The sequence below is a fragment of the Weizmannia sp. FSL W8-0676 genome (assembly GCF_038593015.1).
GTDB lineage: Bacteria > Bacillota > Bacilli > Bacillales > Bacillaceae_C > Weizmannia > Weizmannia coagulans.
The window spans coordinates 2,428,397-2,452,639 of record NZ_CP151954.1; the positions used below are offsets into that span (position 1 = coordinate 2,428,397).

The 24,243-nt window shown below is 44.6% G+C and carries 14 protein-coding genes, 16 tRNA genes, 3 rRNA genes and 2 pseudogenes; 10 read left to right on the forward strand and 25 right to left on the reverse strand.

What is annotated here, in order from left to right; genetic code table 11:
• Positions 1-80: 80 nt before the first annotated feature.
• Complete coding sequence (locus tag NST20_RS12020; RefSeq protein WP_342399508.1) at positions 81-722, reverse strand: DUF5666 domain-containing protein; 642 nt, start codon at positions 720-722, stop codon at positions 81-83.
• 279 nt (positions 723-1,001) lie between these two features.
• Between NST20_RS12020 and NST20_RS12025 the strand changes: the two genes are divergently transcribed.
• The 6 genes and pseudogenes from NST20_RS12025 to NST20_RS12050 all read left to right on the forward strand — a co-directional run bounded on the left by NST20_RS12025 (position 1,002) and on the right by NST20_RS12050 (position 7,023).
• On the forward strand, positions 1,002-1,133 hold the full coding sequence (locus NST20_RS12025; protein ID WP_342399509.1) for a hypothetical protein: 132 nt from the start codon (positions 1,002-1,004) through the stop codon (positions 1,131-1,133).
• Positions 1,134-1,357: 224 nt separating this feature from the next.
• Positions 1,358-2,683: pseudogene (locus NST20_RS12030) on the forward strand (ISLre2 family transposase); the annotation flags it as partial.
• A 416-nt stretch (positions 2,684-3,099) separates the two neighbouring features.
• Entirely contained in the window at positions 3,100-3,627 is a 528-nt protein-coding gene (locus NST20_RS12035; RefSeq protein WP_342399510.1) for a folate family ECF transporter S component, read from the forward strand.
• 145 nt (positions 3,628-3,772) lie between these two features.
• Entirely contained in the window at positions 3,773-4,495 is a 723-nt protein-coding gene (locus tag NST20_RS12040) for a GntR family transcriptional regulator (RefSeq protein WP_035185274.1), read from the forward strand.
• A 132-nt stretch (positions 4,496-4,627) separates the two neighbouring features.
• Positions 4,628-5,278 (forward strand): annotated as a pseudogene (locus tag NST20_RS12045) (oligopeptide:H+ symporter); the annotation flags it as partial.
• Positions 5,279-5,709: 431 nt separating this feature from the next.
• The gene (locus NST20_RS12050) at positions 5,710-7,023 is read left to right on the forward strand and encodes an IS1380 family transposase (RefSeq protein WP_168986133.1); all 1,314 of its coding nucleotides are present in this window, start codon (positions 5,710-5,712) and stop codon (positions 7,021-7,023) included.
• Between the two features lie 565 nt (positions 7,024-7,588).
• Here NST20_RS12050 and NST20_RS12055 read toward each other — a convergent pair.
• The 3 genes from NST20_RS12055 to NST20_RS12065 form a co-directional block, all read right to left on the reverse strand.
• Positions 7,589-8,899, reverse strand: coding sequence for a transposase family protein (locus NST20_RS12055; protein ID WP_013858128.1), 1,311 nt, complete (start codon positions 8,897-8,899; stop codon positions 7,589-7,591).
• Between the two features lie 345 nt (positions 8,900-9,244).
• A tRNA-Leu gene (locus NST20_RS12060) sits at positions 9,245-9,326 on the reverse strand.
• 117 nt (positions 9,327-9,443) lie between these two features.
• Positions 9,444-10,463: an LLM class flavin-dependent oxidoreductase gene (locus NST20_RS12065; RefSeq protein ID WP_017550137.1), complete on the reverse strand. Its 1,020-nt coding sequence runs from the start codon at positions 10,461-10,463 to the stop codon at positions 9,444-9,446.
• A 373-nt stretch (positions 10,464-10,836) separates the two neighbouring features.
• On the opposite strand from NST20_RS12065, the gene NST20_RS12070 reads away from it, so the two are divergent.
• Entirely contained in the window at positions 10,837-11,040 is a 204-nt protein-coding gene (locus NST20_RS12070) for a hypothetical protein (protein ID WP_342399511.1), read from the forward strand.
• A 48-nt stretch (positions 11,041-11,088) separates the two neighbouring features.
• Entirely contained in the window at positions 11,089-11,301 is a 213-nt protein-coding gene (locus tag NST20_RS12075; RefSeq protein WP_267471905.1) for a YetF domain-containing protein, read from the forward strand.
• Between the two features lie 241 nt (positions 11,302-11,542).
• Here NST20_RS12075 and NST20_RS12080 read toward each other — a convergent pair.
• From NST20_RS12080 to NST20_RS12170, 19 genes are all read right to left on the reverse strand, one after another.
• Positions 11,543-11,624, reverse strand: a tRNA-Leu gene (locus NST20_RS12080).
• A gap of 9 nt (positions 11,625-11,633) precedes the next feature.
• A tRNA-Cys gene (locus NST20_RS12085) sits at positions 11,634-11,707 on the reverse strand.
• Positions 11,708-11,712: 5 nt separating this feature from the next.
• A tRNA-Gly gene (locus NST20_RS12090) sits at positions 11,713-11,787 on the reverse strand.
• 3 nt (positions 11,788-11,790) lie between these two features.
• Positions 11,791-11,862: transfer RNA gene (locus NST20_RS12095), tRNA-Gln, on the reverse strand.
• Between the two features lie 7 nt (positions 11,863-11,869).
• Positions 11,870-11,945: transfer RNA gene (locus NST20_RS12100), tRNA-His, on the reverse strand.
• An 8-nt stretch (positions 11,946-11,953) separates the two neighbouring features.
• Positions 11,954-12,027: transfer RNA gene (locus tag NST20_RS12105), tRNA-Trp, on the reverse strand.
• An 8-nt stretch (positions 12,028-12,035) separates the two neighbouring features.
• Positions 12,036-12,117, reverse strand: a tRNA-Tyr gene (locus NST20_RS12110).
• A gap of 8 nt (positions 12,118-12,125) precedes the next feature.
• Positions 12,126-12,201: transfer RNA gene (locus NST20_RS12115), tRNA-Thr, on the reverse strand.
• Positions 12,202-12,205: 4 nt separating this feature from the next.
• Positions 12,206-12,281: transfer RNA gene (locus NST20_RS12120), tRNA-Phe, on the reverse strand.
• An 18-nt stretch (positions 12,282-12,299) separates the two neighbouring features.
• Positions 12,300-12,375: transfer RNA gene (locus NST20_RS12125), tRNA-Asp, on the reverse strand.
• 12 nt (positions 12,376-12,387) lie between these two features.
• A tRNA-Met gene (locus NST20_RS12130) sits at positions 12,388-12,461 on the reverse strand.
• Positions 12,462-12,470: 9 nt separating this feature from the next.
• A tRNA-Val gene (locus tag NST20_RS12135) sits at positions 12,471-12,546 on the reverse strand.
• Between the two features lie 11 nt (positions 12,547-12,557).
• Positions 12,558-12,629 (reverse strand) — tRNA-Glu (locus tag NST20_RS12140).
• A gap of 13 nt (positions 12,630-12,642) precedes the next feature.
• Positions 12,643-12,732 (reverse strand) — tRNA-Ser (locus NST20_RS12145).
• A 4-nt stretch (positions 12,733-12,736) separates the two neighbouring features.
• Positions 12,737-12,811, reverse strand: a tRNA-Asn gene (locus NST20_RS12150).
• A 6-nt stretch (positions 12,812-12,817) separates the two neighbouring features.
• Positions 12,818-12,933, reverse strand: a 5S ribosomal RNA gene (rrf, locus tag NST20_RS12155).
• A 176-nt stretch (positions 12,934-13,109) separates the two neighbouring features.
• Positions 13,110-16,042 (reverse strand): 23S ribosomal RNA (locus tag NST20_RS12160).
• A 318-nt stretch (positions 16,043-16,360) separates the two neighbouring features.
• Positions 16,361-17,914 (reverse strand): 16S ribosomal RNA (locus NST20_RS12165).
• Together the 16S, 23S and 5S rRNA genes with 15 tRNA genes alongside form the textbook arrangement of a ribosomal RNA operon.
• 217 nt (positions 17,915-18,131) lie before the next feature.
• Positions 18,132-19,004, reverse strand: a complete 873-nt coding sequence (locus NST20_RS12170; protein ID WP_342399512.1) for a nucleotidyltransferase-like protein — start codon at positions 19,002-19,004, stop codon at positions 18,132-18,134.
• A 239-nt stretch (positions 19,005-19,243) separates the two neighbouring features.
• Here NST20_RS12170 and NST20_RS12175 point away from each other — a divergent pair, with 239 nt between their 5' ends.
• Positions 19,244-20,929, forward strand: a complete 1,686-nt coding sequence (locus tag NST20_RS12175) for an IS1634 family transposase (RefSeq protein WP_342399513.1) — start codon at positions 19,244-19,246, stop codon at positions 20,927-20,929.
• A 174-nt stretch (positions 20,930-21,103) separates the two neighbouring features.
• Positions 21,104-21,460, forward strand: a complete 357-nt coding sequence (locus NST20_RS12180; protein WP_342399514.1) for a YgzB family protein — start codon at positions 21,104-21,106, stop codon at positions 21,458-21,460.
• 123 nt (positions 21,461-21,583) lie between these two features.
• Here NST20_RS12180 and budA read toward each other — a convergent pair whose 3' ends face one another.
• Together budA and alsS are read right to left on the reverse strand one after the other, a co-directional pair.
• Positions 21,584-22,333 (reverse strand): acetolactate decarboxylase, encoded by a 750-nt coding sequence (gene budA / locus NST20_RS12185; RefSeq protein ID WP_342399515.1) that lies wholly within the window; start codon positions 22,331-22,333, stop codon positions 21,584-21,586.
• An 84-nt stretch (positions 22,334-22,417) separates the two neighbouring features.
• Complete coding sequence (gene alsS, locus NST20_RS12190; protein ID WP_342399516.1) at positions 22,418-24,106, reverse strand: acetolactate synthase AlsS; 1,689 nt, start codon at positions 24,104-24,106, stop codon at positions 22,418-22,420.
• Positions 24,107-24,243 lie beyond the last annotated feature (137 nt).

Sequence of the window (24,243 nt, forward strand, 5' to 3'; positions counted from 1 at the left end):
AAAAAGCAAACCGGTATAATTTGCAAAAAAAATGCCTGGGTTTTGGCAGTTTTTTACTCGTGTATTCCTAATTTTCACGGTCAGTCATCATAGCCATCAAGAAATTCGTCATCAAGTTCTGCAGATAAAATTTTATCATGTTCATCAAGATCCAATTCGACTGGTACACCCTTTAGACTGCCACGGTAGCCGTCCCGGTCAAGACGGTAGAAGTGCCCCTTTGTAAAGCTTTTTGTTGTGCCATTCGCCTCAACCTTCATTGATTCTTTTTCGTCTGATACGATAACAGCTTTCACATCCATTGTCCGTTCTGTTTCGATTTTTACCGCTTCTTCTCCTGACGCCTTCAATTCAACAAGCACGCCTTTTTTTAACGGCAAGGAAAAATCTTCGACTACTGTTTGATTCGTCAACTTGAATGTTTCGCTTCCGCCGAACGGAAATGAAACGGTAATGCTTTGTTTATCCAGCGCAGTGACTTTGCCTTCTGTTTCGCGAATGACTGGATTAGCTGTTTTGCTCTGCCCGCCTTCTTTATTAACTGTGTAAGAAGCAACAGGTTCCTCTTTTTTTGCTTCTGGCGCAGAAATGGTTTCGGCTGGGTCTGATAAACGACTGGCCGTTCTTCTTTCATATTCATTCCGACAGCAATGCCGGCTCCCCCTGCAACGGAGAGGACTATTACCCCGATTAAAACTTTTATCCACTTCATTACGGTTCAATCCCCTTTCACTTGTTTGTTACTATATATTAGTCAGAAAATTCAATAAGACCTTAAGCAAAATTTAAGAATTGGATAAGAATTTCAGCTTTTAACAAACAATCAGGAGGCAATAACGAAGCAGATCTATCCCCTGTTTCATCAAGCATTCGGCCGCTTTATCCCCCTTTTGTATGTGTAAAATTTTACTCGAAGGGCAGATGGGTGGAAAAAAATGGGAAGACGCTCTATCATTTAAATGTACGCTTGTGGGCGAATACATTTAGAAAGAGGTCTTCCTATGGATATTATATCAATAATTGCTGGATTATTAAAGGATACAAAAAGTCTTATTGAATTTGAAGAACAAGTTAAAATTCTGATCCAGAATTGTTTTTTGCAAGAAAAAAGTGCAGAGTATTGCAGTATATAAATTCGTTTATACCGCATAAAAATTCAATCTGAATTCTCGCTATTAAGGGCTTGACATGGAGCCTCTGCAGCCATGATTCTTTTGCCAAGCGGCCAGCTGTAACAGATTTGGCAAACCCAAACAGGTTATCATGGCTACCCCTCCATGTAAAGCCCCTCTGCATAGCCATTTGCATAGAAATTTTGCACATCTCTGCACTTTAATTTTGCAATAAACACCAGAATGCCTTTACGCAATGGGTTGGGGAAATATTTGAGACGTTAGATAAAACAATTAAGCAAAAAAAGCTGGAGGATGGCTGGGAGTACTGCCGGAGTGATAACAGAAGCATTCAGTTTTTATTTGGAAATGTGACCTTTAAACGTTCACTAATGCATGACCAGAAAGGGAATTCACATTATCCTCTGGATGAATGGTTAGGGCTTTTACCATACCAACGATACAGCCCGTTAGTGGAGTTAAAGGTGGCAGAGTTGGCAAGTGAGAACACCTATCGGGAGGTAGCTGATATTTTAAAAGAATGGACAGCAGTGAGCCTTAGTCACACAACTGTAGGGAACATGGTGAAACACGTAGGGAAAACGCAAGCTGAAGCCGACAAGGCACTTGTAGAAGAGCTAGAAATAGCTGATTCACTACCTGAGGGAAAGAAGGTAGATTACCTGTTTTCCGAAGCTGATGGTATATTCGTCCGGGGACTAGAAAAGAAACAGGGTTTGGAAGTCCACCACGCCATTCTCTATGAAGGATGGGAAACCAATGGCAAAAGAGTCTCTCTACACCATCCCGTTGTTATCATGACGACGAAATCCATCCAGACATTTTGGGATGAAGTCCAAGCTGTAGCAGCCAACACCTATTCCCTAGAAAAAGCTCGTGTCATTACAAATAGTGATGGAGGTGCGGGGTACACAGCTGAACGGTTTCAAACAGCATTCTCACAGTCGGAATTTCCGGTGCTCAACCAGCTGGATACCTACCACGTTGCACAAGCCATCGTAAGGACATTCGGGGGCGGAAAGAGCGAGATCAAAGAGCAAATTAGAAAAGCGATTAGAACGCATGACCTAGACCAATTCACATTGTATTTGGATACGCATGAAAGCACATTGACGGATGAAAAGAGCCTTAAGAAAGTCAAGGAGTTTCGTTCGTACATCCTAAAAAACTGGGACCGCATTTTTGACTGGAGGGACAAGGTAGAGAACGTACCGGAAGGTGCGAGAGGCCTGGGGGCAATGGAATCAAATCAAAGGCATATCTCATTCAGAATGAAGAAAAGGGGGATGCATTGGAGTAAAGCTGGCGCCGAAGCCATGGTAAAGGTGAAACAGGGCATGCTTAACGGGACATTGCAGGAAACCTATCTGAAACACCGTTCAAGAAGCGCGAGAAAGCAACGGAGCTTGCAACAATCCATCAGGATGTCTCAACTATTCAAGCAGCCTGTACGCCCGTCAGTGGGCGTAAAGCACGGATCAGTTGCCCTGCATTCAAGCAGTTCATCGGCAATGGGACATTTAAGCAAAATATTAGAGCTTTCGTTTTAAGCTTGGCTCAGTGGGGACTGATCGTTGAGGCGCGCGAAATTTACGAGACTCCTGCGGGAAAAGCGAGCCAGGAGAGACCCCGCAGCGAGGTACGAGCGAGGAGGCTCGCCGGCCGCCCGCGGAAAGCGAGTGAATTTCGCGCGCCTCAACATCCCCGTTATCCATCTTTATACGGAAATATTACATCTTTTCCGAAAATTACACCGAGCAAGTAAAGCACGGTAGCCGAAAGTGTACAAAAAGAGTGTCTTGGAATACCCGATATTTAAACCTTGTCGAGAAAAACTTGACACATACCCCCCTTTTTTTCACATTGACAACATCTTCCCTGCGGAGTATAATAAAACTATAAAACTATTGTGAATTTGATGTTAACGTCTGTACATGGGGTAGGTTTACATAATGGGGGTTAAACAATGAATGTTAAAAAAATCGTGTTTGCCGGTCTTTTTATTGCATTAGAAGTGATTTTCACCCGTTTCTTGTCCATACAAACACCAATCATACGAATTGGATTTACTTTTATTCCTACAGCTTTGTCTGCTGTCTTATTGGGACCGTTATTTGCAGGAATAACAGCTGGATTGGCAGATATCATAGGAATGGTGCTATTTTCGGGAGGAGCTGCTTATTTTCCTGGTTTCACCCTCTCTGCGTTTCTGTCAGGTGCCATTTACGGCTTGTTTTTATATCGAAAATCCGTGCGATTTTGGAGAGTATGCATGGCGGTATTGATCATTACAGTTGTTGTTAATCTTGGATTAGATACACTATGGATATGGATGCTAACCGGAAAAGGGATATTAGGCTTATTGCCAGCAAGATTCATTAAATCCGTCATTATGTTCCCCATACAGGTAATACTGATCCAAGTCGTGTGGAAATCTCTTGCGGTTAGCTTAAGGCTTGAACCCTCCCACCACTTCCCCAACGGTTTTAGGTAGGGCATTTCTTTTTGAATCCAGCACTTTATGGGGAGACTCGTGTTTATGGGGAAGTTTACGCGGTGCCTGATCCTAAATAAATATTGACAATTGTGATTTTTGTTATTATACTAACTTATAAAGTTATAACTTTTGGAGGAGCAGCATGCAAATCGACAAAAATCTACCAACTCCTTTATATCATCAGGTACAAGAAATTCTTGACAAAAAAATATCCATTGGCCAATGGGAAGAAGGATTTCAAATACCTACCGAGAAAGAATTGGCGCGCATCTTTAACGTAAGTGCAATTACTGTGAAAAGAGCGGTTCAGGAATTAGTAAAGAAGGGCAAACTGTATCGTGTTAGAGGAAAAGGTACTTTTGTATCGAAGAAAACAGAAGAAAAAAGCATTTTGGATGTCGTGACATTCGGTAGCGAAGAAGTGAAGATGAGCCCACATAAATTGCTATATTCTTCAATTGTTCAAGCTGATGATGTCATTTCAGAAAAGTTAAAGTTGAAAAAAGAGGATCAAGTTATTCAGATGATTCGCCTTAAATATGAGAATGATGAACCTGCTGCGATAGAACACACTTTTTTAGTTCATGATTTGTGCAGAAACTTTTTACCTGAAATGACAGAAAAAGAACTTATATACAACGTGGTTCAGCAAAACGGGGTTAGTCTAGACAAGGTGAAGATCAACTTTTCGTCTATCAGTTCGGATTCCTACGAGGCTAATCTTCTAAAAATAAAAAAGGGCACACCCCTTTTTGTTATAGAACGGGTGACATTTACCGAAAAAAACGTCCCTGTAGAATATTCCAAGTTCGTCATACGTCATGATAAAGTCGATTATTATATTGAAGTTAGTCTCAACATGTAAGTGAATTCGGATAAAAAATGTTAGTGATATTTTTACAATCAAAAGTTATAAAAATATAAAGTTATAACTTTATATTTTTACCTAATAATGTCAGAAATTAAAAATTTAAACCAAAATTAAGGAGAATAAAGAATGCGCGATTCCGAAAATGCTGTAAAGAACCAAAAAGTCCAGCCATCCTACTTGCCGCCGCAGAAAGGTTTTTTTGGCCACCCTAAGGGTTTGTCGACGTTATTTTTTACAGAAGTGTGGGAACGTTTTTCTTATTATGGCATGCGTGCTATTCTTCTTTTTTATATGTATGACCAAATCGTACATGGAGGCTTGGGGTTGTCTCAAGGTACGGCTGCCGCCATCATGTCCGTATACGGGGCTTTAGTCTTTATGTCGGGTATTATTGGAGGATGGCTGGCCGACCGCTTGCTCGGCACATTCCATTCTATACTGTTAGGCGGAGTATTCATTATGTTAGGCCACATCGCTTTAGCTGTACCGGCCGGAGTAGTGGCTTTGTTTATCTCAATGGTTCTCATCATTGTCGGAACGGGGCTTCTCAAACCAAATGCCTCAAATGCAGTCGGACATTTATATACCCAAGATGATATCCGCCGGGACGCCGGTTTCAGCATATATTATATAGGCATTAATATTGGGGCTTTTATTGCACCTTATATTGTTGGAACATTAGGACAAAAGGTGAATTATCATCTCGGTTTCGGAATGGCAGCAATAGGAATGGCATTGGGCTTGATTATTTTTTTCTTAACAGCTAAGAAAAATTTATATGAACCTGAATTATTCATAGAAATACCAAAATAATCTACAAACGTTAATCTACCATGGAATTAACCTAAGTTGTTCATGCATCAAATAAATGCAAAAAGAATCCATTTCTGATAAGGTTAAAGCAACTACGAAATAACCATCAGAAAGGATTCTTATAATGGCTGTTTATTGCAAAATTAAAGTGCAGAGATGTGCAAAATTTCTATGCAAATGGTTATGCAGAGGGGCTTTACATGGAGGGGTAGCCATGATAACCTGTTTGGGTTTGCCAAATCTGTTACAGCTGGCCGCTTGGCAAAAGAATCATGGCTGCAGAGGCTCCATGTCAAGCCCTTAATAGCGAGAATTCAGATTGAATTTTTATGCGGTATAAACGAATTTATATACTGCAATACTCTGCATCTGCACTTTTTTCTTGCAAAAAACAAATGGCTACTTTACCGCAAATAACGCTAGATTTCAATCGTCAAATTAAATTGTCAAATGATGGAGGTTCTCTTTCCTCTGATACAGGGGAACTCATCTTTAGAGAGTTCGATGAGAAAATAGGTTTTTCAAAAACAATCGCTCGATTTCTTCATTTAAAAGACGAACGACATTACTTTATCCATTCGAATGAAGATTTACTCCGCCAAAAGATTTATCAAATCATAGCCGGGTATTTCGAAGATGACGCAGCCGATCAATTGACAAATGACCCGGTTTTTACAAAAGTCGTGGGGAAAGATGCATTAGCTTCCCAGCCTAGTTTATCTCGCTTTTTTTCACGATTTGATGCTGAATCGATCGCTCAATTAAATCAAGCCAATCAGGAACTTTTAGACAAAGTACATCAATTCAGAGAGCCAAAGGCTCTTATCATAGACTTGGATTCAACACACGCTGACACGTACGGAAAGCAAGAATCCGCAGCTTACAATTCACATTATGGTACAGTCGGTTTCCATCCATTAGTTGCTTTCGACGGTATAATGGGTGATTTCCTTAAAGCCCGGCTGAGACCGGGAAATGTGTATACTTCGAATGGGGTTGTGGACTTTGTGAAACCTCTTATTGAACATTATAACGAGAAATTTCCCGAAACCCTCCCATTCTTACGGGGAGACAGTGGTTTTGCTGTCCCAGCTTTGTATGAACTATGTGAAGAACAATCGGTCTATTACGTGATTCGTTTAAAGTCAAATGCCAATTTGCAACGTCTCGCCGATGAGCTGCATCCTGCCTCTACACCGACTGATACAACGAAATTAGAATGTTATTACGAGGAAAGCGAGTATCAAGCAAAGTCATGGTCCAAGCCGAGAAAAGTGATCATTCAGTCTGTCCGTCCTGCTGGAGAATTATTTTTCACGCATTCATTTTTTGTAACGAACATTGCTGCATTCTCCCCGCAGGATATTGTTAAAGCGTACAAAAAACGTGGAACAATGGAAAACTATATCAAAGAAGCCAAGAATGGCTTCGGCCTCGATAAAATGAGCAGTCATGCTTTCCAAATGAATGAAGCGAAGATGATGTTGAGCCTGTTAGCTTATAATCTAACGAATTGGCTGCGAACCCTTTGCTTTCCAGAGGGGCAACAGACGATGCAAATTGAAACGATTCGGACAAGAATCATAAAAGTGGCCAGTAAATTAGTAAAATCAGGACGATCCTTTTACTTTAAATTGTCCTCTAGTTTTGTGTACCAGGAATTCTTTTGGGCGGTACTTCGGAAAATTCAATACCTACAACTTGAATAAGCCAGCAATACTGTTATTAACTTCAAAAAAATTTAATTGGCAGACCAAGGGATTAGTCTGCCCAAAAACGGTAATTTATTGGAACTGAAAGGCCAGACTTTATCAAATTGAAAAAAACAGCTTTAAATCTTTGGCAACGAAGAAACAAATGAAGGTTTTCTGCTTCAATTTACAACATCGCCCGCAGGTATGAATAATTCAGGATGAAATATCCTTCAGGCCTATGAATCCTGTAAAAAGTGGGGAAGTTAAGACTCTTTCTTTAAAATTCGTCAGCGGTGCGATTGTGATAGCTCTTTTACTAGTAGTCTTGCAACAGATGGGTATTTTGACCATACGCTTCTTTGTCAACTGCATTACGATTGTAGCCAGCTCTGAAGAGTAAATTCATCAATTTTTAGATGTTTTATGATAAAATGACTTATCCACATTTAGAAAATTTTTCCATCTATTTTTTCTGCTTTCAAAGTCAAAAAGAGCCGAATTTGCAAATTTCTTTTTTAAAATTGTGGATAACTTCAAAAAAACCTTTTTTTACATCACATCCTTTGCTATAATATAACCATTAAGTAAACCTTACTTGTATTGGCTTACTTAAATGGGTGAAATCCTCGTCTGTTAAAATACGTGTCCGAAACGATTCCAACAGATTTGAGGATTTTTCTTTTGCCGTTTTTTTGAGTGCTTTTAAGATTGACGAACCTTTTTCAAACAGCTGTCTAATAATATCTGTTATTTGAACTAATAAATAATGATTTTTCATGGCTGTGTAGTTTTGGCTATTGGCATGTTCTATATTGTAACGATTATTTTTTTGTTCGTTAAATCCTTGATTTTCAATCTTCCAGCGGCTTCTTCCTGCAGCGATGAGTCGTTCCACGTTCTTTTTCGTGATTTTAATATCCGTTATAAATACATACTCTTTCGATTTCCCATCCTCTGTTTTCATTGTGGCCTCCATCAGATTGACCGTTCTGTCTTTGTAGGCAATATCATTCACCCAAACTAATGAATTCTGATCCTTACTTTGTTCCAGCTCTTTTATTGCCTTAAACTCCGTCGAGATACTTTTAATTCTCCCTTCCTTAAATCTGCATATATATTTCCATTTGTGCGCCCTGCACAGATTAAATACCGTTTCACATGCATAGAGACTATCTCCCAAGATACAAATCGGTAGTCTTTTAAATATTTTTTTTATTTTCTTTGCCAGCCTGTCGAAGGCTTTTAATTCACAATCTTGCTTAGAAACATTTTCTGATTCATTTTCGATAAATTCGGAGGCAATACTGAAGACCATATCCCCCACGACAAGCTTGGCTTCAAGTACATGGTGCATATAAAGTACGTTCGTTTCTCCTGTTTCTTTATTTGTATATGCCCGTCTCAGGCAGTGTTTACAATGTTTCTCATGAAAGGTGTGTAATCCAGTTCCATCAATGATGACACCCCAGTACTTTCCTTCAATTCGATAAGACTCGAGAGACCTTTTTTTCAATAATTCTTTAATCATATACGTTCTAATTTTTTCTAATTCATTTACATCTAAGCCAGATAAAAAGTCGTTAATTGTATCATAATGTGGAAGTTCTTCAAGAGAATCTAAGCCTAACACCTTCCCTACATTTTTAATACATTCTTCTTTATTAAAACTCTCACTCATGTTTCTCATGGATTTTAGGCCGGTCATATTTTTCAACATCATCGTAAATAAAAGGACCTCTGGACCATAAGTGATATAGCTTTGATGTCGGTGGTCTGCTACCTTTTTTAGGTTATTCATCAGGTCTTTGAAAAAATGCTTCTGAATTTTAAGGAACTCGAAAAAATAATTTGCTTCTTTTTCACGATTTCTTTTTTCTTTTCTAGTAACCAAAATAAAAACCCCCTCAAAACAGCCAAGTTTAATTAGGGCTTGCTGAACGAATCAAATTTTAGCTTGTATTCGACTTGTCACTAAGCCATGCCAAAATATTCGTCCAGCAAGCTCTAATTATTTAAATTATTACATATTTAGCCGCATTTTTGGGGGGGGAATAGTTAAATTATCACGAAAAATTTTTACTCCTCAGAGCTGCTTTAGTAAATGCAAACCGAAATTCATCCCTTACCTTCTGCCCTTCACCGATTGAAGAGAGTGACTTCTTCCGGAAAATGAAAAAACGCTCCTTACTAGATTATAAGGAACGTTTTACCGAAAAACTGAAATGTGATCTTTTGATACCGGTGGTCGGGGTCGAACCGACACTCCCGAAGGAACACGATTTTGAGTCGTGCGCGTCTGCCAATTCCGCCACACCGGCATGATCCTATGAATCTCAAACAAAACTGTTTGTTATGTCACTTTTATAATTATATCCAGATCGTAAAAAATGTCAATAACCATTGTGTGAAAAAGGGAAGCAAAACAGCTCCCCTATTCACATATGATCTTCCTTCAGTTCACTTAGGATCTCATAAGACCGCAGCCGCTCTTCATGGTTGTAAATATGCGATACAAACATCAACTCATCGACCTGTGTATCATCCAAAAATTCTTCCATTTTCTCTTTGATTGTCTGTTTTGAACCGATAAAAGCATATTCAAGCTGACGCAATGCCGCTTCTTTTTCAAACGGAGTCCAAATCCCGTTCATGCTATCGACAGGCGGCTGCAGCGTCTGCGATTTTCCACGGATAACGCCGAGGAAAAACTGGTACAGGCTTGTTGCGATCCTTTCTGCTTCTGCATCTGTGTCAGCTGCTACGCCATTCACACACGCAATCACATATGGCTTTTGCAAATACTTGGACGGTTTGAAGTTCTCCCGATAAAGGTATAAAGCATCAAACAATTGCGCTGGTGCAAAATGGCTTGCAAACGAAAACGGCAGGCCGAGCCTGGCAGCAAGTGTGGCACTGTATGTACTTGACCCAAGAAGCCAAACCGGAACATCCACCCCTTCTGCCACGACGGCCCGTGCATACGTCCTGCGTTCTTTATCCGAGAGAAAATAGTTCATCAGTTCTTGGACATTATCCGGAAAATCCATTTCCCCGCCCCTTAAATTCCTTCTGAGCGCCGCAGCTGTCAATTGGTCTGTACCCGGCGCACGGCCAAGGCCGAGATCAATTCTGCCTGGATAGATGGAACCCAGTGTTCCAAACTGCTCAGCCACGACAAGCGGTGCATGATTTGGAAGCATCACACCGCCAGACCCGACACGGATGGTTTTCGTCCCTGCCGCTATATACCCGACTAAAACAGCCGTTGCAGAGCTGGCTACTCCCACCATATTATGGTGCTCCGCGAGCCAGTATCGTTTGTAGCCCCAATTTTCAACATGCTGTGCGAGGCTTAGGCTATTTTTAAACGAATCTGCCGGTGTCTTTCCAGATAAAACGGGGATCAAATCTAAAACCGAAAATGCAACGTCATTCAACTTTTTTTGACTACCCATTGTCCGCTTCCTTTCCTTCTACTCGTGAAGATAGATCTATTGTAAAATAACAGATTCCCAAAACAAAATGATTTGCCTAACCTGTCCGGTGTATCCCAATGATGAGAACGTTCGTTTATGATACTGAAATTAAGGGAAAATGCAATGAAAAACAGTGCTCGTATGATCGGACCCATGGGCGTTGGGTGTTTCGGGTACAAGCTTCCCAATAGAAGCAGCAGAAAGAGCATTGGTATCCAAACTTCATGAAGTTGGCGAAATGGAAAATAGACTGCTTGTTGAAGCAGTATGCATAACTGGATCAATCGTTGGAAAGCCCCGTAAAAGTGAACAATCGAGAGAAAACCGGACCTTTTAAAGGAGGGGGTTAGCGATGCAAATTGGCATGGACTTATTAAAATTGATTATGGGCTTTCTTGCGCTCATTTTTTGTCTAAAATGTACCGGCGCCAAAAGCATTTCAAACCTTACGCCAATCGACTTCATCTGGAGCATAATGCTGTCTGAAATCGTCGGCAACGGCCTTTATGACTCAAGTGTAAAATGGTACTACATTCTTGTGATGCTTTCTGTTTAGGTCATCATTAAAATCATTTTTGACATCCTCATTTATCGCTATGATAAACTGGAAAAATTCCTTATCGGGGATAAAACGGTGATTATCGATAAAGGAAAAATTAACAAAGTCGTACTGAAAAAAAATAAAATTGATATGAATCAACTGTCGGAGTTATTGAGAAAGCAGGGCGTATTTTTGCTTGATGAAATTGACCAGGCCTATCTTGAAAAAGATGGGACGATTACGGTAAAAAAAAGAAAAAACAACCCTAGTAAATAGTAGGCTGCCCAGTTCTGTTCTCATTATAAAAGGAAAATCTAAGATAGTATTTCCAAACCTTTCTTATTAGATCAATTCCCTTTTTGTACAAGTTAAACAACTATAGATACTCACAAGTGTACGCTTTCAAGCAGCCACTTAAATTGGCCTCGGCTTCAATAATATAATTGCAATAAAAAAACGCTTCTCTTTATCTTGAGAAGCGTTCCATTTGGCATCAGCTTTCAATGTGATGCTATTATACCGGTGGTCGGGGTCGAACCGACACTCCCGAAGGAACACGATTTTGAGTCGTGCGCGTCTGCCAATTCCGCCACACCGGCATGATATGATGGAGGCGGCAACCGGAATCGAACCGGTGATAAAGGTTTTGCAGACCTCTGCCTTACCTCTTGGCTATGCCGCCATCAATGGAGCGGAAGACGGGATTCGAACCCGCGACCCCCACCTTGGCAAGGTGATGTTCTACCACTGAACTACTTCCGCATACTGGGCCAGCTGGATTCGAACCAGCGCATGACGGAGTCAAAGTCCGTTGCCTTACCGCTTGGCTATGGCCCAATAAATATGGGGCGGATGGTGGGAATCGAACCCACGAATGCCGGAGCCACAATCCGGTGCGTTAACCACTTCGCCACAACCGCCATCATAATGGCAGGGGCAGTAGGAATCGAACCCACACTGGAGGTTTTGGAGACCTCTGTTCTACCTTTAAACTATGCCCCTTTAAAAAATGGAGGGGGACGGATTCGAACCGCCGAACCCTGAGGGAGCGGATTTACAGTCCGCCGCGTTTAGCCACTTCGCTACCCCTCCATATTGCGTGGTGCCGGCCAGAGGACTTGAACCCCCAACCTACTGATTACAAGTCAGTTGCTCTACCAATTGAGCTAGACCGGCCAAATGGTGGCTCGGGACGGAATCGAACCGCCGACACAAGGATTTTCAGTCCTTTGCTCTACCGACTGAGCTACCGAGCCACAATTATGTAAAATGGATGGCGGTCCCGACGGGAATCGAACCCGCGATCTCCTGCGTGACAGGCAGGCGTGATAACCGCTACACTACGGGACCTTTATATGTAAATTGCGGGGGCAGGATTTGAACCTGCGACCTTCGGGTTATGAGCCCGACGAGCTACCAGACTGCTCCACCCCGCGATGATAAAATGGTGGAGGATGACGGGATCGAACCGCCGACCCTCTGCTTGTAAGGCAGACGCTCTCCCAGCTGAGCTAATCCTCCAGTTATAATGATGACCCGTACGGGATTCGAACCCGTGTTACCGCCGTGAAAGGGCGGTGTCTTAACCGCTTGACCAACGGGCCATATGGATCATGACGGAGAGCAAGGGATTCGAACCCTTGAGACAGCTTTTAGCCGCCTACACGATTTCCAATCGTGCTCCTTCGGCCTCTCGGACAGCTCTCCATGATGGCTCCGCAGGTAGGATTCGAACCTACGACCGATCGGTTAACAGCCGATTGCTCTACCACTGAGCTACTGCGGAATACAAGCCCGGCAGCGTCCTACTCTCGCAGGGGGAAACCCCCAACTACCATCGGCGCTGGAAAGCTTAACTTCCGTGTTCGGGATGGGAACGGGTGTGACCTTTCCGCCATCGCCACCGGACCTTAATGACAAAAATCATTATAACAAAGTTTTCATTTCTTATCAACAGGAATTATGTGATTCCCTGAAAACCGGATGGGAGAAAAAACTGTAAACGGAGAATGCGTTTTTACTTCTAACTTTGAGAATTGTCTAGCTCCAGCGCACCTTTTTCAAGGCGGCCTTCACTTTTCTATTTGGTTAAGTCCTCGATCGATTAGTATCCGTCAGCTCCACGCGTCGCCGCGCTTCCACCCCGGACCTATCAACCTGATCATCTTTCAGGGATCTTACCAGTATAAACTGTGGGAAATCTCATCTTGAGGGGGGCTTCATGCTTAGATGCTTTCAGCACTTATCCCTTCCGCACATAGCTACCCAGCGATGCCTTTGGCAAGACAACTGGTACACCAGCGGTGCGTCCATCCCGGTCCTCTCGTACTAAGGACAGCTCCTCTCAAATTTCCTGCGCCCGCGACGGATAGGGACCGAACTGTCTCACGACGTTCTGAACCCAGCTCGCGTACCGCTTTAATGGGCGAACAGCCCAACCCTTGGGACCGACTACAGCCCCAGGATGCGATGAGCCGACATCGAGGTGCCAAACCTCCCCGTCGATGTGGACTCTTGGGGGAGATCAGCCTGTTATCCCCAGGGTAGCTTTTATCCGTTGAGCGATGGCCCTTCCATGCGGAACCACCGGATCACTAAGCCCGACTTTCGTCCCTGCCCGACTTGTAAGTCTCGCAGTCAAGCTCCCTTATGCCTTTACACTCTGCGAATGATTTCCAACCATTCTGAGGGAACCTTTGGGCGCCTCCGTTACCTTTTAGGAGGCGACCGCCCCAGTCAAACTGCCTGCCTGACACTGTCTCCCACCCCGGTAAGGGGTGCGGGTTAGAATTTCAATACAGCCAGGGTAGTATCCCACCGATGCCTCCGCCGAAGCTGGCGCTCCGGTTTCCAAGGCTCCTACCTATCCTGTACAAGCTGTACCAAAATTCAATATCAGGCTGCAGTAAAGCTCCATGGGGTCTTTCCGTCCTGTCGCGGGTAACCTGCATCTTCACAGGTACTATAATTTCACCGAGTCTCTCGTTGAGACAGTGCCCAGATCGTTACACCTTTCGTGCGGGTCAGAACTTACCTGACAAGGAATTTCGCTACCTTAGGACCGTTATAGTTACGGCCGCCGTTTACTGGGGCTTCAGTTCAGAGCTTCGCCTTGCGGCTAACCCCTCTCCTTAACCTTCCAGCACCGGGCAGGTGTCAGCCCCTATACTTCGCCTTGCGGCTTCGCAGAGACCTGTGTTTTTGCTAAACAGTCGCCTGGGCCTATTCACTGCGGCTTCCCGGGGCATACACCCCAAAAAGCACCCCTTCTCCCGAAGTTACGGGGTCATTTTGCCGAGTTCCTTAACGAGAGTTCTCTCGCTCACCTTAGGATTCTCTCCTCGCCTACCTGTGTCGGTTTGCGGTACGGGCGCCTTTCACCTCACTAGAGGCTTTTCTTGGCAGTGTGGAATCAGGAACTTCGGTACTTTAATTTCCCTCGCCATCACAGCTCCGCCTTGGCGCGAAGGATTTGCCTCCGCACCGGCCTAACTGCTTGGACGCGATCAACCAGTGTCGCGCTTGCCCTATCCTCCTGCGTCCCCCCATCGTTCAAACGGTGAAGAGGCGGTACAGGAATATCAACCTGTTGTCCATCGCCTACGCCTTTCGGCCTCGGCTTAGGCCCCGACTAACCCTGAGCGGACGAGCCTTCCTCAGGAAACCTTAGGCATTCGGTGGAAGGGATTCTCACCCTTCTTTCGCTACTCATACCGGCATTCTCACTTCTAAGCGCTCCACCGGTCCTTCCGGTCCGGCTTCAACGCCCTTAGAACGCTCTCCTACCACGGACACCAAACGGTGTCCATCCGCAGCTTCGGTGATACGTTTAGCCCCGGTACATTTTCGGCGCAGCGTCACTCGACCAGTGAGCTATTACGCACTCTTTGAATGATGGCTGCTTCTAAGCCAACATCCTGGTTGTCTAAGCAACGCCACATCCTTTTCCACTTAACGTATACTTTGGGACCTTAGCTGGCGGTCTGGGCTGTTTCCCTTTCGACCATGGATCTTATCACTCACAGTCTGACTCCCAAGCATAAGTTTTTGGCATTCGGAGTTTGTCTGAATTCGGTAACCCGATGAGGGCCCCTCGTCCAAACAGTGCTCTACCTCCAAAACTCTCCGCTTGAGGCTAGCCCTAAAGCTATTTCGGAGAGAACCAGCTATCTCCAAGTTCGATTGGAATTTCTCCGCTACCCACACCTCATCCCCGCACTTTTCAACGTGCGTGGGTTCGGGCCTCCAGCAAGTGTTACCTTGCCTTCACCCTGGACATGGGTAGATCACCTGGTTTCGGGTCTGCGGCCTCATACTCTTTCGCCCTGTTCAGACTCGCTTTCGCTGCGGCTCCGCTTCTTCAGCTTAACCTTGCATGAGACCGTAACTCGCCGGTTCATTCTACAAAAGGCACGCCATCACCCGTTAACGGGCTCTGACTACTTGTAGGCACACGGTTTCAGGATCTCTTTCACTCCCCTCCCGGGGTGCTTTTCACCTTTCCCTCACGGTACTGGTTCACTATCGGTCACTAGGGAGTATTTAGCCTTGGGAGATGGTCCTCCCGGATTCCGGCGGGATTCCTCGTGTCCCGCCGTACTCAGGATCCACTCGGGAGAGAACGAAGTTTCAGTTACAGGGCTTTTACCTTCTCCGGCAGGCCTTTCCAGGCCGCTTCACTTACCCCGTTCTTTTGTAACTCCCATATGAGTGTCCTACAACCCCGGAAGGCAAGCCTTCCGGTTTGGGCTGTTTCCTGTTCGCTCGCCGCTACTTGGGAAATCGCAATTGCTTTCTCTTCCTCCGGGTACTGAGATGTTTCAGTTCCCCGGGTGTGCCCTTCCTGCCCTATGGATTCAGGCAGGAATCCTGTCCGATTAAAGACAGGGGGTTTCCCCATTCGGAAATCTCCGGATCAAAGCTTACGTACAGCTCCCCGGAGCATATCGGTGTTTGTACCGTCCTTCATCGGCTCCTAGTGCCAAGGCATCCACCGTGCGCCCTTTCTAACTTAACCATAAAAAGGTTTAAATCCAAAAATAAGCGATTCTCGGTTTACTTGGTTTGTTTCTCCTATCCGGTTTTCAAAGAACACATACTGAAGGATTGAACCTTCAAAACTGAACAAAACGGAAACGTCAAACTTAATTGTGGAAAACGAAGTTTTCCTTTTCTGTCTAGCTCCGGGCGCTATCGGCTAGCGTATTTCTACGTCTTCTCCCTACGATAAGCGGGCATCGATTCGCCTTTAAGGCTCATCGTGTTTCCTTTATCTCAGTCGAAGACTTCGAAATCCGTACGCCGATGAACGAGCGCCCTACGCTTTTCCCCTTAGAAAGGAGGTGATCCAGCCGCACCTTCCGATACGGCTACCTTGTTACGACTTCACCCCAATCATCTGTCCCACCTTCGGCGGCTGGCTCCGTAAAGGTTACCTCACCGACTTCGGGTGTTACAAACTCTCGTGGTGTGACGGGCGGTGTGTACAAGGCCCGGGAACGTATTCACCGCGGCATGCTGATCCGCGATTACTAGCGATTCCGGCTTCATGCAGGCGGGTTGCAGCCTGCAATCCGAACTGGGAATGGTTTTCTGGGATTGGCTTAACCTCGCGGTCTCGCAGCCCTTTGTACCATCCATTGTAGCACGTGTGTAGCCCAGGTCATAAGGGGCATGATGATTTGACGTCATCCCCACCTTCCTCCGGTTTGTCACCGGCAGTCACCTTAGAGTGCCCAACTCAATGCTGGCAACTAAGGTCAAGGGTTGCGCTCGTTGCGGGACTTAACCCAACATCTCACGACACGAGCTGACGACAACCATGCACCACCTGTCACTCTGTCCCCCGAAGGGGAAGGCCCTGTCTCCAGGGAGGTCAGAGGATGTCAAGACCTGGTAAGGTTCTTCGCGTTGCTTCGAATTAAACCACATGCTCCACCGCTTGTGCGGGCCCCCGTCAATTCCTTTGAGTTTCAGCCTTGCGGCCGTACTCCCCAGGCGGAGTGCTTAATGCGTTAGCTGCAGCACTAAAGGGCGGAAACCCTCTAACACTTAGCACTCATCGTTTACGGCGTGGACTACCAGGGTATCTAATCCTGTTTGCTCCCCACGCTTTCGCGCCTCAGCGTCAGTTACAGACCAGAGAGCCGCCTTCGCCACTGGTGTTCCTCCACATCTCTACGCATTTCACCGCTACACGTGGAATTCCACTCTCCTCTTCTGCACTCAAGCCTCCCAGTTTCCAATGACCGCTTGCGGTTGAGCCGCAAGATTTCACATCAGACTTAAGAAGCCGCCTGCGCGCGCTTTACGCCCAATAATTCCGGACAACGCTTGCCACCTACGTATTACCGCGGCTGCTGGCACGTAGTTAGCCGTGGCTTTCTGGCCGGGTACCGTCAAGGCGCCGCCCTGTTCGAACGGCACTTGTTCTTCCCCGGCAACAGAGTTTTACGACCCGAAGGCCTTCTTCACTCACGCGGCGTTGCTCCGTCAGACTTTCGTCCATTGCGGAAGATTCCCTACTGCTGCCTCCCGTAGGAGTTTGGGCCGTGTCTCAGTCCCAATGTGGCCGATCACCCTCTCAGGTCGGCTACGCATCGTTGCCTTGGTGGGCCGTTACCCCGCCAACTAGCTAATGCGCCGCGGGCCCATCTGTAAGTGGCAGCCGAAGCCGCCTTTCCTTTTTCCTCCATGCGGAGGAAAAAACTATCCGGTATTAGCCCCGGTTTCCCGGCGTTATCCCGATCTTACAGGCAGGTTGCCCACGTGTTACTCACCCGTCCGCCGCTAACCTTTTAAAAGCAAGCTTTTAAAAGGTCCGCACGACTTGCATGTATTAGGCACGCCGCCAGCGTTCGTCCTGAGCCAGGATCAAACTCTCAGTAAAGATGTTTGATAAAAGCTCAAAAAGAATTTGACGTTTCGTTTTGTCCAGTTTTCAAGGAACAATCCGTTTTGACAGTGACTAAATTATTATACCATCATAACGAAGTCTTTGTCAATAACTTTTTTCGTCTTTCGTCGTTGCTCTTTCATGTTCATCAGCGACGTATATAACTATACCAAGTTATTTATTATGCGTCAATACTAAATTTGATATTTTTTTATTGTTTTTTTGGAATCCGGTACCGTCTATGGAAGATTTCAGGCCCCTTTGTCGGCACTGTAATTTCCTCGATCATATTTTTTTCAATTAAAAATTCAAGCAGAACAGGCAAGTCAATACTGTACGATTGAAGGCCTGGATGGAAAAGCAGTTCGTCAATTGTCCATTCTTCCCGTTCTTCCATCAGTTCCAGTAAATGCTGCGCGCCAAACGACGTCTTCGAATAAATGTGGAATTCACTCGCAAGAAAGAGCAGTTCAAGGCGCTTTTCCAGCGACTCTTCACTTGTTACCAGTTCTTCGTACAACTTGAAGATTTGCAAATCAATTTGCTTTACCTGGTTCCAGACGGTTATTTCCGGGTGAAAGCCGTTTTCGATCACCGCGAGTCTGGCGAGATGGTGCAAGGCGTGAATGATGTGATTATAGGCATCGAGGTACTGGCGCTGTTTGAAGAAGTCTTTCCCGTTTAAATACCGACGGATCAATTTGGCAAATTCCGTGCCGATTTTGACCTTTCGTTCATGAAACGGAAAATCCCTTACTTCATCTTTTAAATGCGCCATGTACTCATTCCGGTCAAATAAGATCAGCCCTTCTGTAATCCATTCAAATATATTGCTGTTTGTCCCGTACAGCATCCACTCTTTCAACTGGTTCTCTGCCACGACATATAAGGCGGCTTTTTTGTCTTCATAGCGGTAATGCTTGACGTAGAGCGGCTGGTCCTGCTCTTTGACAATGATGAAGAGAATGGCGTCGAACAAATTGGTTGCGGCGTCTTCATCCGGCTTTTTTTCAATATACAGGACAGAAAGGGTATTTGGAAGGCTTGCCCTTTCCTGGTAAATCGGCCTTAAAATGTCTCTCATGCGTCATTCCTCCATCATGCTTTCTATGAACGTATTTCTGCAAATCCCGGGGAATCCCCTGCAAATTTTCGAAACAAATTTCAGTATATTGCATTCCTTCCTTTTTCGCCAGTTATGTTATATTTAAAACGCATATTCCGCACGTAAATTTTTCCATTTTAAGATTTTTTTAAAGGAATTTTCTCCTTCTTTGTAGAATTGAATGATTATCTAAACTAGGGGAAGACGAGGAAATTTTTATGTCAGATCAAATTTTAACCTTACATGTGGGGCCGTCTCAACTTTTATCTAAACTGTGTGATGAAATAGAACTCGAAAAAACCATTAATGATTTAGTCAAATGGGATTCTGTCCGTTGTCATATCTCACCCGGAACAAGGATTAAAGCCCTTGTCTTAAACATTTTATGCAGTGGCAAGCCCCTTTATAAGGTTCATGAATTCTATCAAAACCTAGATTCTGAGATGCTTTTCGATACATCGGTTTCACCCGATCAATTAAATGATGATGCATTAGGAAGAGCATTAGATTACTTGTATAAAGCCGAAGCATGGAAAGTATATTCCACCCTTGCATTAAAAGCATTAAAAAAATTGAATCTTCCTATTGGTGTACTCCATAACGATACAACATCAATTTCTGTTTACGGTGAATATAAACAACCGAAGGAAGATGGACTGCAAATTACGTACGGGTATAGTAAGGCCCATAGGCCTGACTTAAAACAAATCGTTCTGGGGATGGGGGTCACACCTGAACGAATTCCTATTCTTGCAAAAGTAGAAAATGGGAATACTTCGGATAAATCTTGGAATGTGGAATTCATTCAAAAGATGAGAAAAATCCTTTCCCATGAAGATTGGAAAAATCTCATTTATCAAGCCGATTCTGCATTAATCACAACGGAAAATCTAGCGGAAATTCAACAACAAAATTTATCGTTTATTTCCCGTTTACCTGATACATTCGGTTTAAGCACAGAACTAAAGAAAGAGGCATGGTTGCTCAATAACTGGGAAAGGGTAGGCTCACTTAGCAATAAAAAAGACGCAGCTATTTACCAAATTCAAGCTTTTGAAAGACAAATTCAAAACCTTCCTTACCGGTTTCTTGTTGTCCACTCAAACAATTTAGATCAACGAAAAGAGAAAACCCTAAATCGGGCGATCGAAAAGGAAGAAATAAAATTAAAAAAAGAGATAGAAAAACTAAGTAAAGTTATCTTTCATTGTAAAGAGGACGCACTAGAAGCAATTCAATCTTTTAAGAAAAAACAAAAGGCTTCATATTTCTGTTATAAACTAAACGTCCAGATGAGTGATCAACCTATCAAACGAAAAAAGAGAGGAAGACCTAAAAAGGACGAACAGACAAAACGAGAACAAATCTATCAGATACAACTGGAATCGTTTGAAAAAGATCATGATTTTATCGAAAATAAGAAAAGAATGCTCAGCACTTTTGTTTTAATCACAAATAAATTAGACGAGGAGACACTATCCAATCAAGAAGTTTTGAGGGTTTATAAAGGACAGTCGGCCGTTGAGACCCGTTTCCGATTAATCAAAGATTCACAAATGATTGATGCCATTTACTTGAAAACCCCGGAAAGGGTTGAGGCCTTAGGGATTGTGTATGTGATGGCTTTATTAATCTATGGAATTTTAGAATATCGAGTTAGAAAAGAACTGAAAGAAAAGAACCTATCTCTAATCTTGAAAGGAAAAAGGAAACTCTATCAACCCACAGGTCAAGCATTGTTAGAGCAATTAGAAGATATCACCGTGATCCTTATAAATCAAAATCGACAAAAATTAAGGCTCTTACCCGATAATATTGATTCACAAGCCAAAAAAATCATTGAATTATGCGGGTATGATCTATCAATATACGTGTCAAAAAATGTCGAAAACAAAGGCGAATAACACACAACAGGAGGAATTCATGAAAAGAATGTCGAATTCAATAGAACTTTATCGAAAATTCCTCAAAAATAAGAAGATATCATCTCACCAAAATGTTTAAATATAGTTCATTCAAAAATTAAAATGAATTTTATTTAAGACGTGCGAAATGTGGGTTAAAAGAAAGGGGGAATGGTGTTGGCAAAGTATTCAAGCAAAATCAATAAAATTCGGACATTTGCCTTAAGCTTGATTTTTGCCGGATTTATCGTCATGTATATCGGGCTGTTTTTCCGGGCGCATCCGGTTGTTGTAACTCTTTTTATGCTGTTCGGCCTGTTCTTTATTTTATTGAGCACAGTGGTTTATTTCTGGATCGGCATGCTCTCGACAAAAGCAGTGCAGGTTATATGCCCGGGCTGCGGCAAGCCGACAAAAATGCTGGGACGGGTGGATATTTGCATGCATTGCAATGAGCCGCTGACACTGGATCCCGAGCTTGAGGGAAAAGCGTTTGACGAATCATACAACCGTAAGCGGTTGCAGAAGTGACAGACCGGATTAGCAGCTGAAAAGGCCGGGTAGAAAAAACCCAGGCATATTCAGGCAAGACCCGCCCCATTTGAAGAAACCCGCATCCGGTTTTCGCCGGATGCGGGCCGTCTTCGCCTTCGTTCAGCCTTCTGTCTTTTCCAGTTCCTCTGCCAAATTGGCGCGGGAAAGGTTCGCATTTAAAAAAGCGTCTGTTTCCGGAAGTTCCAGATGCATATGCGTTTTTTTGCTGATCCGGATCGTCCCGTAGTCAAGCACATAGTCAAAGACATGGCCGCCGCCGGTGCGTTTGTCGTCAATAAAATGGAGGTGGAAGCCGGCGACCGCGATTCCTTGTGCAAACATCGGCGTCCAAAAACCAGCAAGCGTTCCTTTTGTATTTTCAAACGAGTAAACCGGCTGGGATTTCACCGCTTCCGTCATGGGGACCGGTTTTTCCTGGTAGGAGACGGTTCTTGTGTTCATTTTTTTAAAAACACCGTCCACACGAATGGCATAAAATAAATTTTCGCTGCGGACGAGATCTTTGATCAAGTCTTCCAGTTCGGGTTTTGCTAGAGAACCTTCAGCTGTATAGGTGATATCCTCCGAAAAATGTGCAAGCGAGCAAAACGGTGACTTGTCTTCAGGCTGTACACGTTTTGCCGTCCCGTCCTTCAGCTGATAGAACGCATTGTCAAAGGCAATCAATTCCCCGTCCAAATGGTTGAAAGTGCCGATGCCGAAATCGCCGAACTTTTTTAATTCAGCAAACGTCTTGTCGCTTTCGTATACGCCGTCAAGAAGCGATGTCATCGTGGACAATTGGTATACTTCATCGGTCCGGCTTGTTAAAATTTGCTCTGTATTTTGATTTTCTGCAGCAGTACGCATGGTAAACCCCTTCTTTCTATCGTATCCTGAAAAATTTGTGCCGGCTGAGTCCAAGTTATAGCAGCTGCCCGCCGCAGTAAGTGATTATACCAATTGGTTAGGCAGCAGTTTTTTCGCCAGTTCCAGGTTGTCGCTATAATCAACCGGGACATCGACCACGACCGGGCCTTCTGAGTCCAGCGCTTCCTTCAGTACAGAAACCAGCTCATCAGGTGCATTCACCCGCAAGCCTTTTGCGCCGTAACTTTCCGCGTGTTTTACAATATCAACGGGGCCGAAGTCTGCTCCCGATGTGCGCCCGTATTTCATTTGCTGCTGGAACGCCACCATGTCGTACGTGCCGTCACGCCAGACGATATGCACAAGCGGCGATTTTAAACGGACGGCCGTTTCAAGTTCCATGGCGGAGAACAGGAAGCCGCCATCCCCTGAGATGGATACGACTTTTTCACCCGGATTGACAAGCGTTGCGGCAATCGCCCACGGAAGCGCAACCCCGAGCGTCTGCATGCCATTTGAAAACAGCAGGCGGTTCGGTTCATATACCCTGAAATGGCGCGCCATCCAAATATAATGGGAACCGACATCGCATGTTACGGTCACATGGTCATCAATCAACGAACGCAAATCGTGAATGAACTGGAGCGGGTGAACAAGATTTTTATCCGCCTTTTCCGATGGTTCGTCGCGCAAATTCAGCTGGTTGCGCAAGCGTTCCAAAAGTTCCATGGACTTGCCGTTCATATTTAAACGGGCCAGCTGTTCTTTGATGCTATCAACGCTCGCTGAAATGTCGCCGACAAGTTCGATTTCCGGCTGGTAATCATGGTCGATATCGGCGCGGATTTCATCGAGATGGATGATTTTTCTTTCCCCTTCGCTGTTCCAAAACTTCGGATCATACTCAACAGAATCGTAACCGATCGCGAGGACGACATCCGCATGCTCAAGCAAAATATCGCCCGGCTGGTTGCGGAACAAGCCGATGCGGCCGAAGAAACGGTCTTCCAAATCTCTTGAAATCAAACCTGCCGCCTGAAATGTTTCAACAACCGGCAATGCAATTTTTTTCAGGAGTGACCGGACCGCCTTCACAACTTCCGGGCGGCTTGCACGCATCCCGACCAGAATGACCGGCAATTTGGCATGCTGGATCGCTTTTACAGCTTCTTTTACAGCTTCTTCATTTGCTTTCCCGAGTTTCGGGCTTTTAAGCGGGCCCAAAGCTTTGACAGACGCCGGCTCCTTCAGCACGTCCTGCGGGAAGCTGATAAAAGCGGCCCCTGCCTGTGCCGAGGCGGCAGAACGAAATGCATTTGTCATCACTTCCGGTACTGTATCCGGGTGGACAACTTCCGCTGCGTATTTTGTAATCGGCTGGAACAGGGATACATTGTCCATCGACTGGTGCGTTTTTTTCAGCCTGTCTGCGCGCGGCACGTTTCCTGCGATCGCAACGACAGGATCGCACTCCGTATTCGCAGTGGCAAGCCCGGTGGCAAGGTTGGAAGCCCCCGGCCCGCTCGTTACCAGGCAGACACCCGGTTTTCCTGTTAAACGCCCGATTGCAGCAGCCATAAAAGCGGCATTTTGTTCATGGCGGCATACAATCAATTCCGGGCCGCGTTCTTTCAGTACATCAAATACGGCATCAATTTTTGCGCCCGGGATGCCGAAAACGTATGGCACTTCCTGCTTCTCAAGGCAGTCGACAACCAGGTCTGCAGCTGTTTTTTCCGTTGTATTGGTTGGATTTGAATTCTTTTTTTCCACAGTTCCCACTCCCAAGGACAGCCCTATTTTGAACCTTCCCCCGTTTGTTACAGGGGAAAACGTTCATCTATAGGCTGAGCCAACTTGTTTCTATCTATACTTTACACCACACGGGGAAATGTTTAAAATATATTATT

What these genes read in the sequence shown, in the direction of transcription:
- NST20_RS12025 (WP_342399509.1), top strand. Translation starts at nt 1,002, where the DNA reads ATGGATATTATATCAATAATTGCTGGATTATTAAAGGATACAAAAAGT.
- NST20_RS12175 (WP_342399513.1), top strand. Translation starts at nt 19,244, where the DNA reads ATGTCAGATCAAATTTTAACCTTACATGTGGGGCCGTCTCAACTTTTA.
- NST20_RS12065 (WP_017550137.1), bottom strand. Translation starts at nt 10,463, where the DNA reads ATGGGTAGTCAAAAAAAGTTGAATGACGTTGCATTTTCGGTTTTAGAT.
- NST20_RS12070 (WP_342399511.1), top strand. Translation starts at nt 10,837, where the DNA reads ATGCAAATTGGCATGGACTTATTAAAATTGATTATGGGCTTTCTTGCG.
- NST20_RS12035 (WP_342399510.1), top strand. Translation starts at nt 3,100, where the DNA reads ATGAATGTTAAAAAAATCGTGTTTGCCGGTCTTTTTATTGCATTAGAA.
- NST20_RS12050 (WP_168986133.1), top strand. Translation starts at nt 5,710, where the DNA reads ATGGCTACTTTACCGCAAATAACGCTAGATTTCAATCGTCAAATTAAA.
- budA (WP_342399515.1), bottom strand. Translation starts at nt 22,333, where the DNA reads ATGCGTACTGCTGCAGAAAATCAAAATACAGAGCAAATTTTAACAAGC.
- NST20_RS12170 (WP_342399512.1), bottom strand. Translation starts at nt 19,004, where the DNA reads ATGAGAGACATTTTAAGGCCGATTTACCAGGAAAGGGCAAGCCTTCCA.
- NST20_RS12040 (WP_035185274.1), top strand. Translation starts at nt 3,773, where the DNA reads ATGCAAATCGACAAAAATCTACCAACTCCTTTATATCATCAGGTACAA.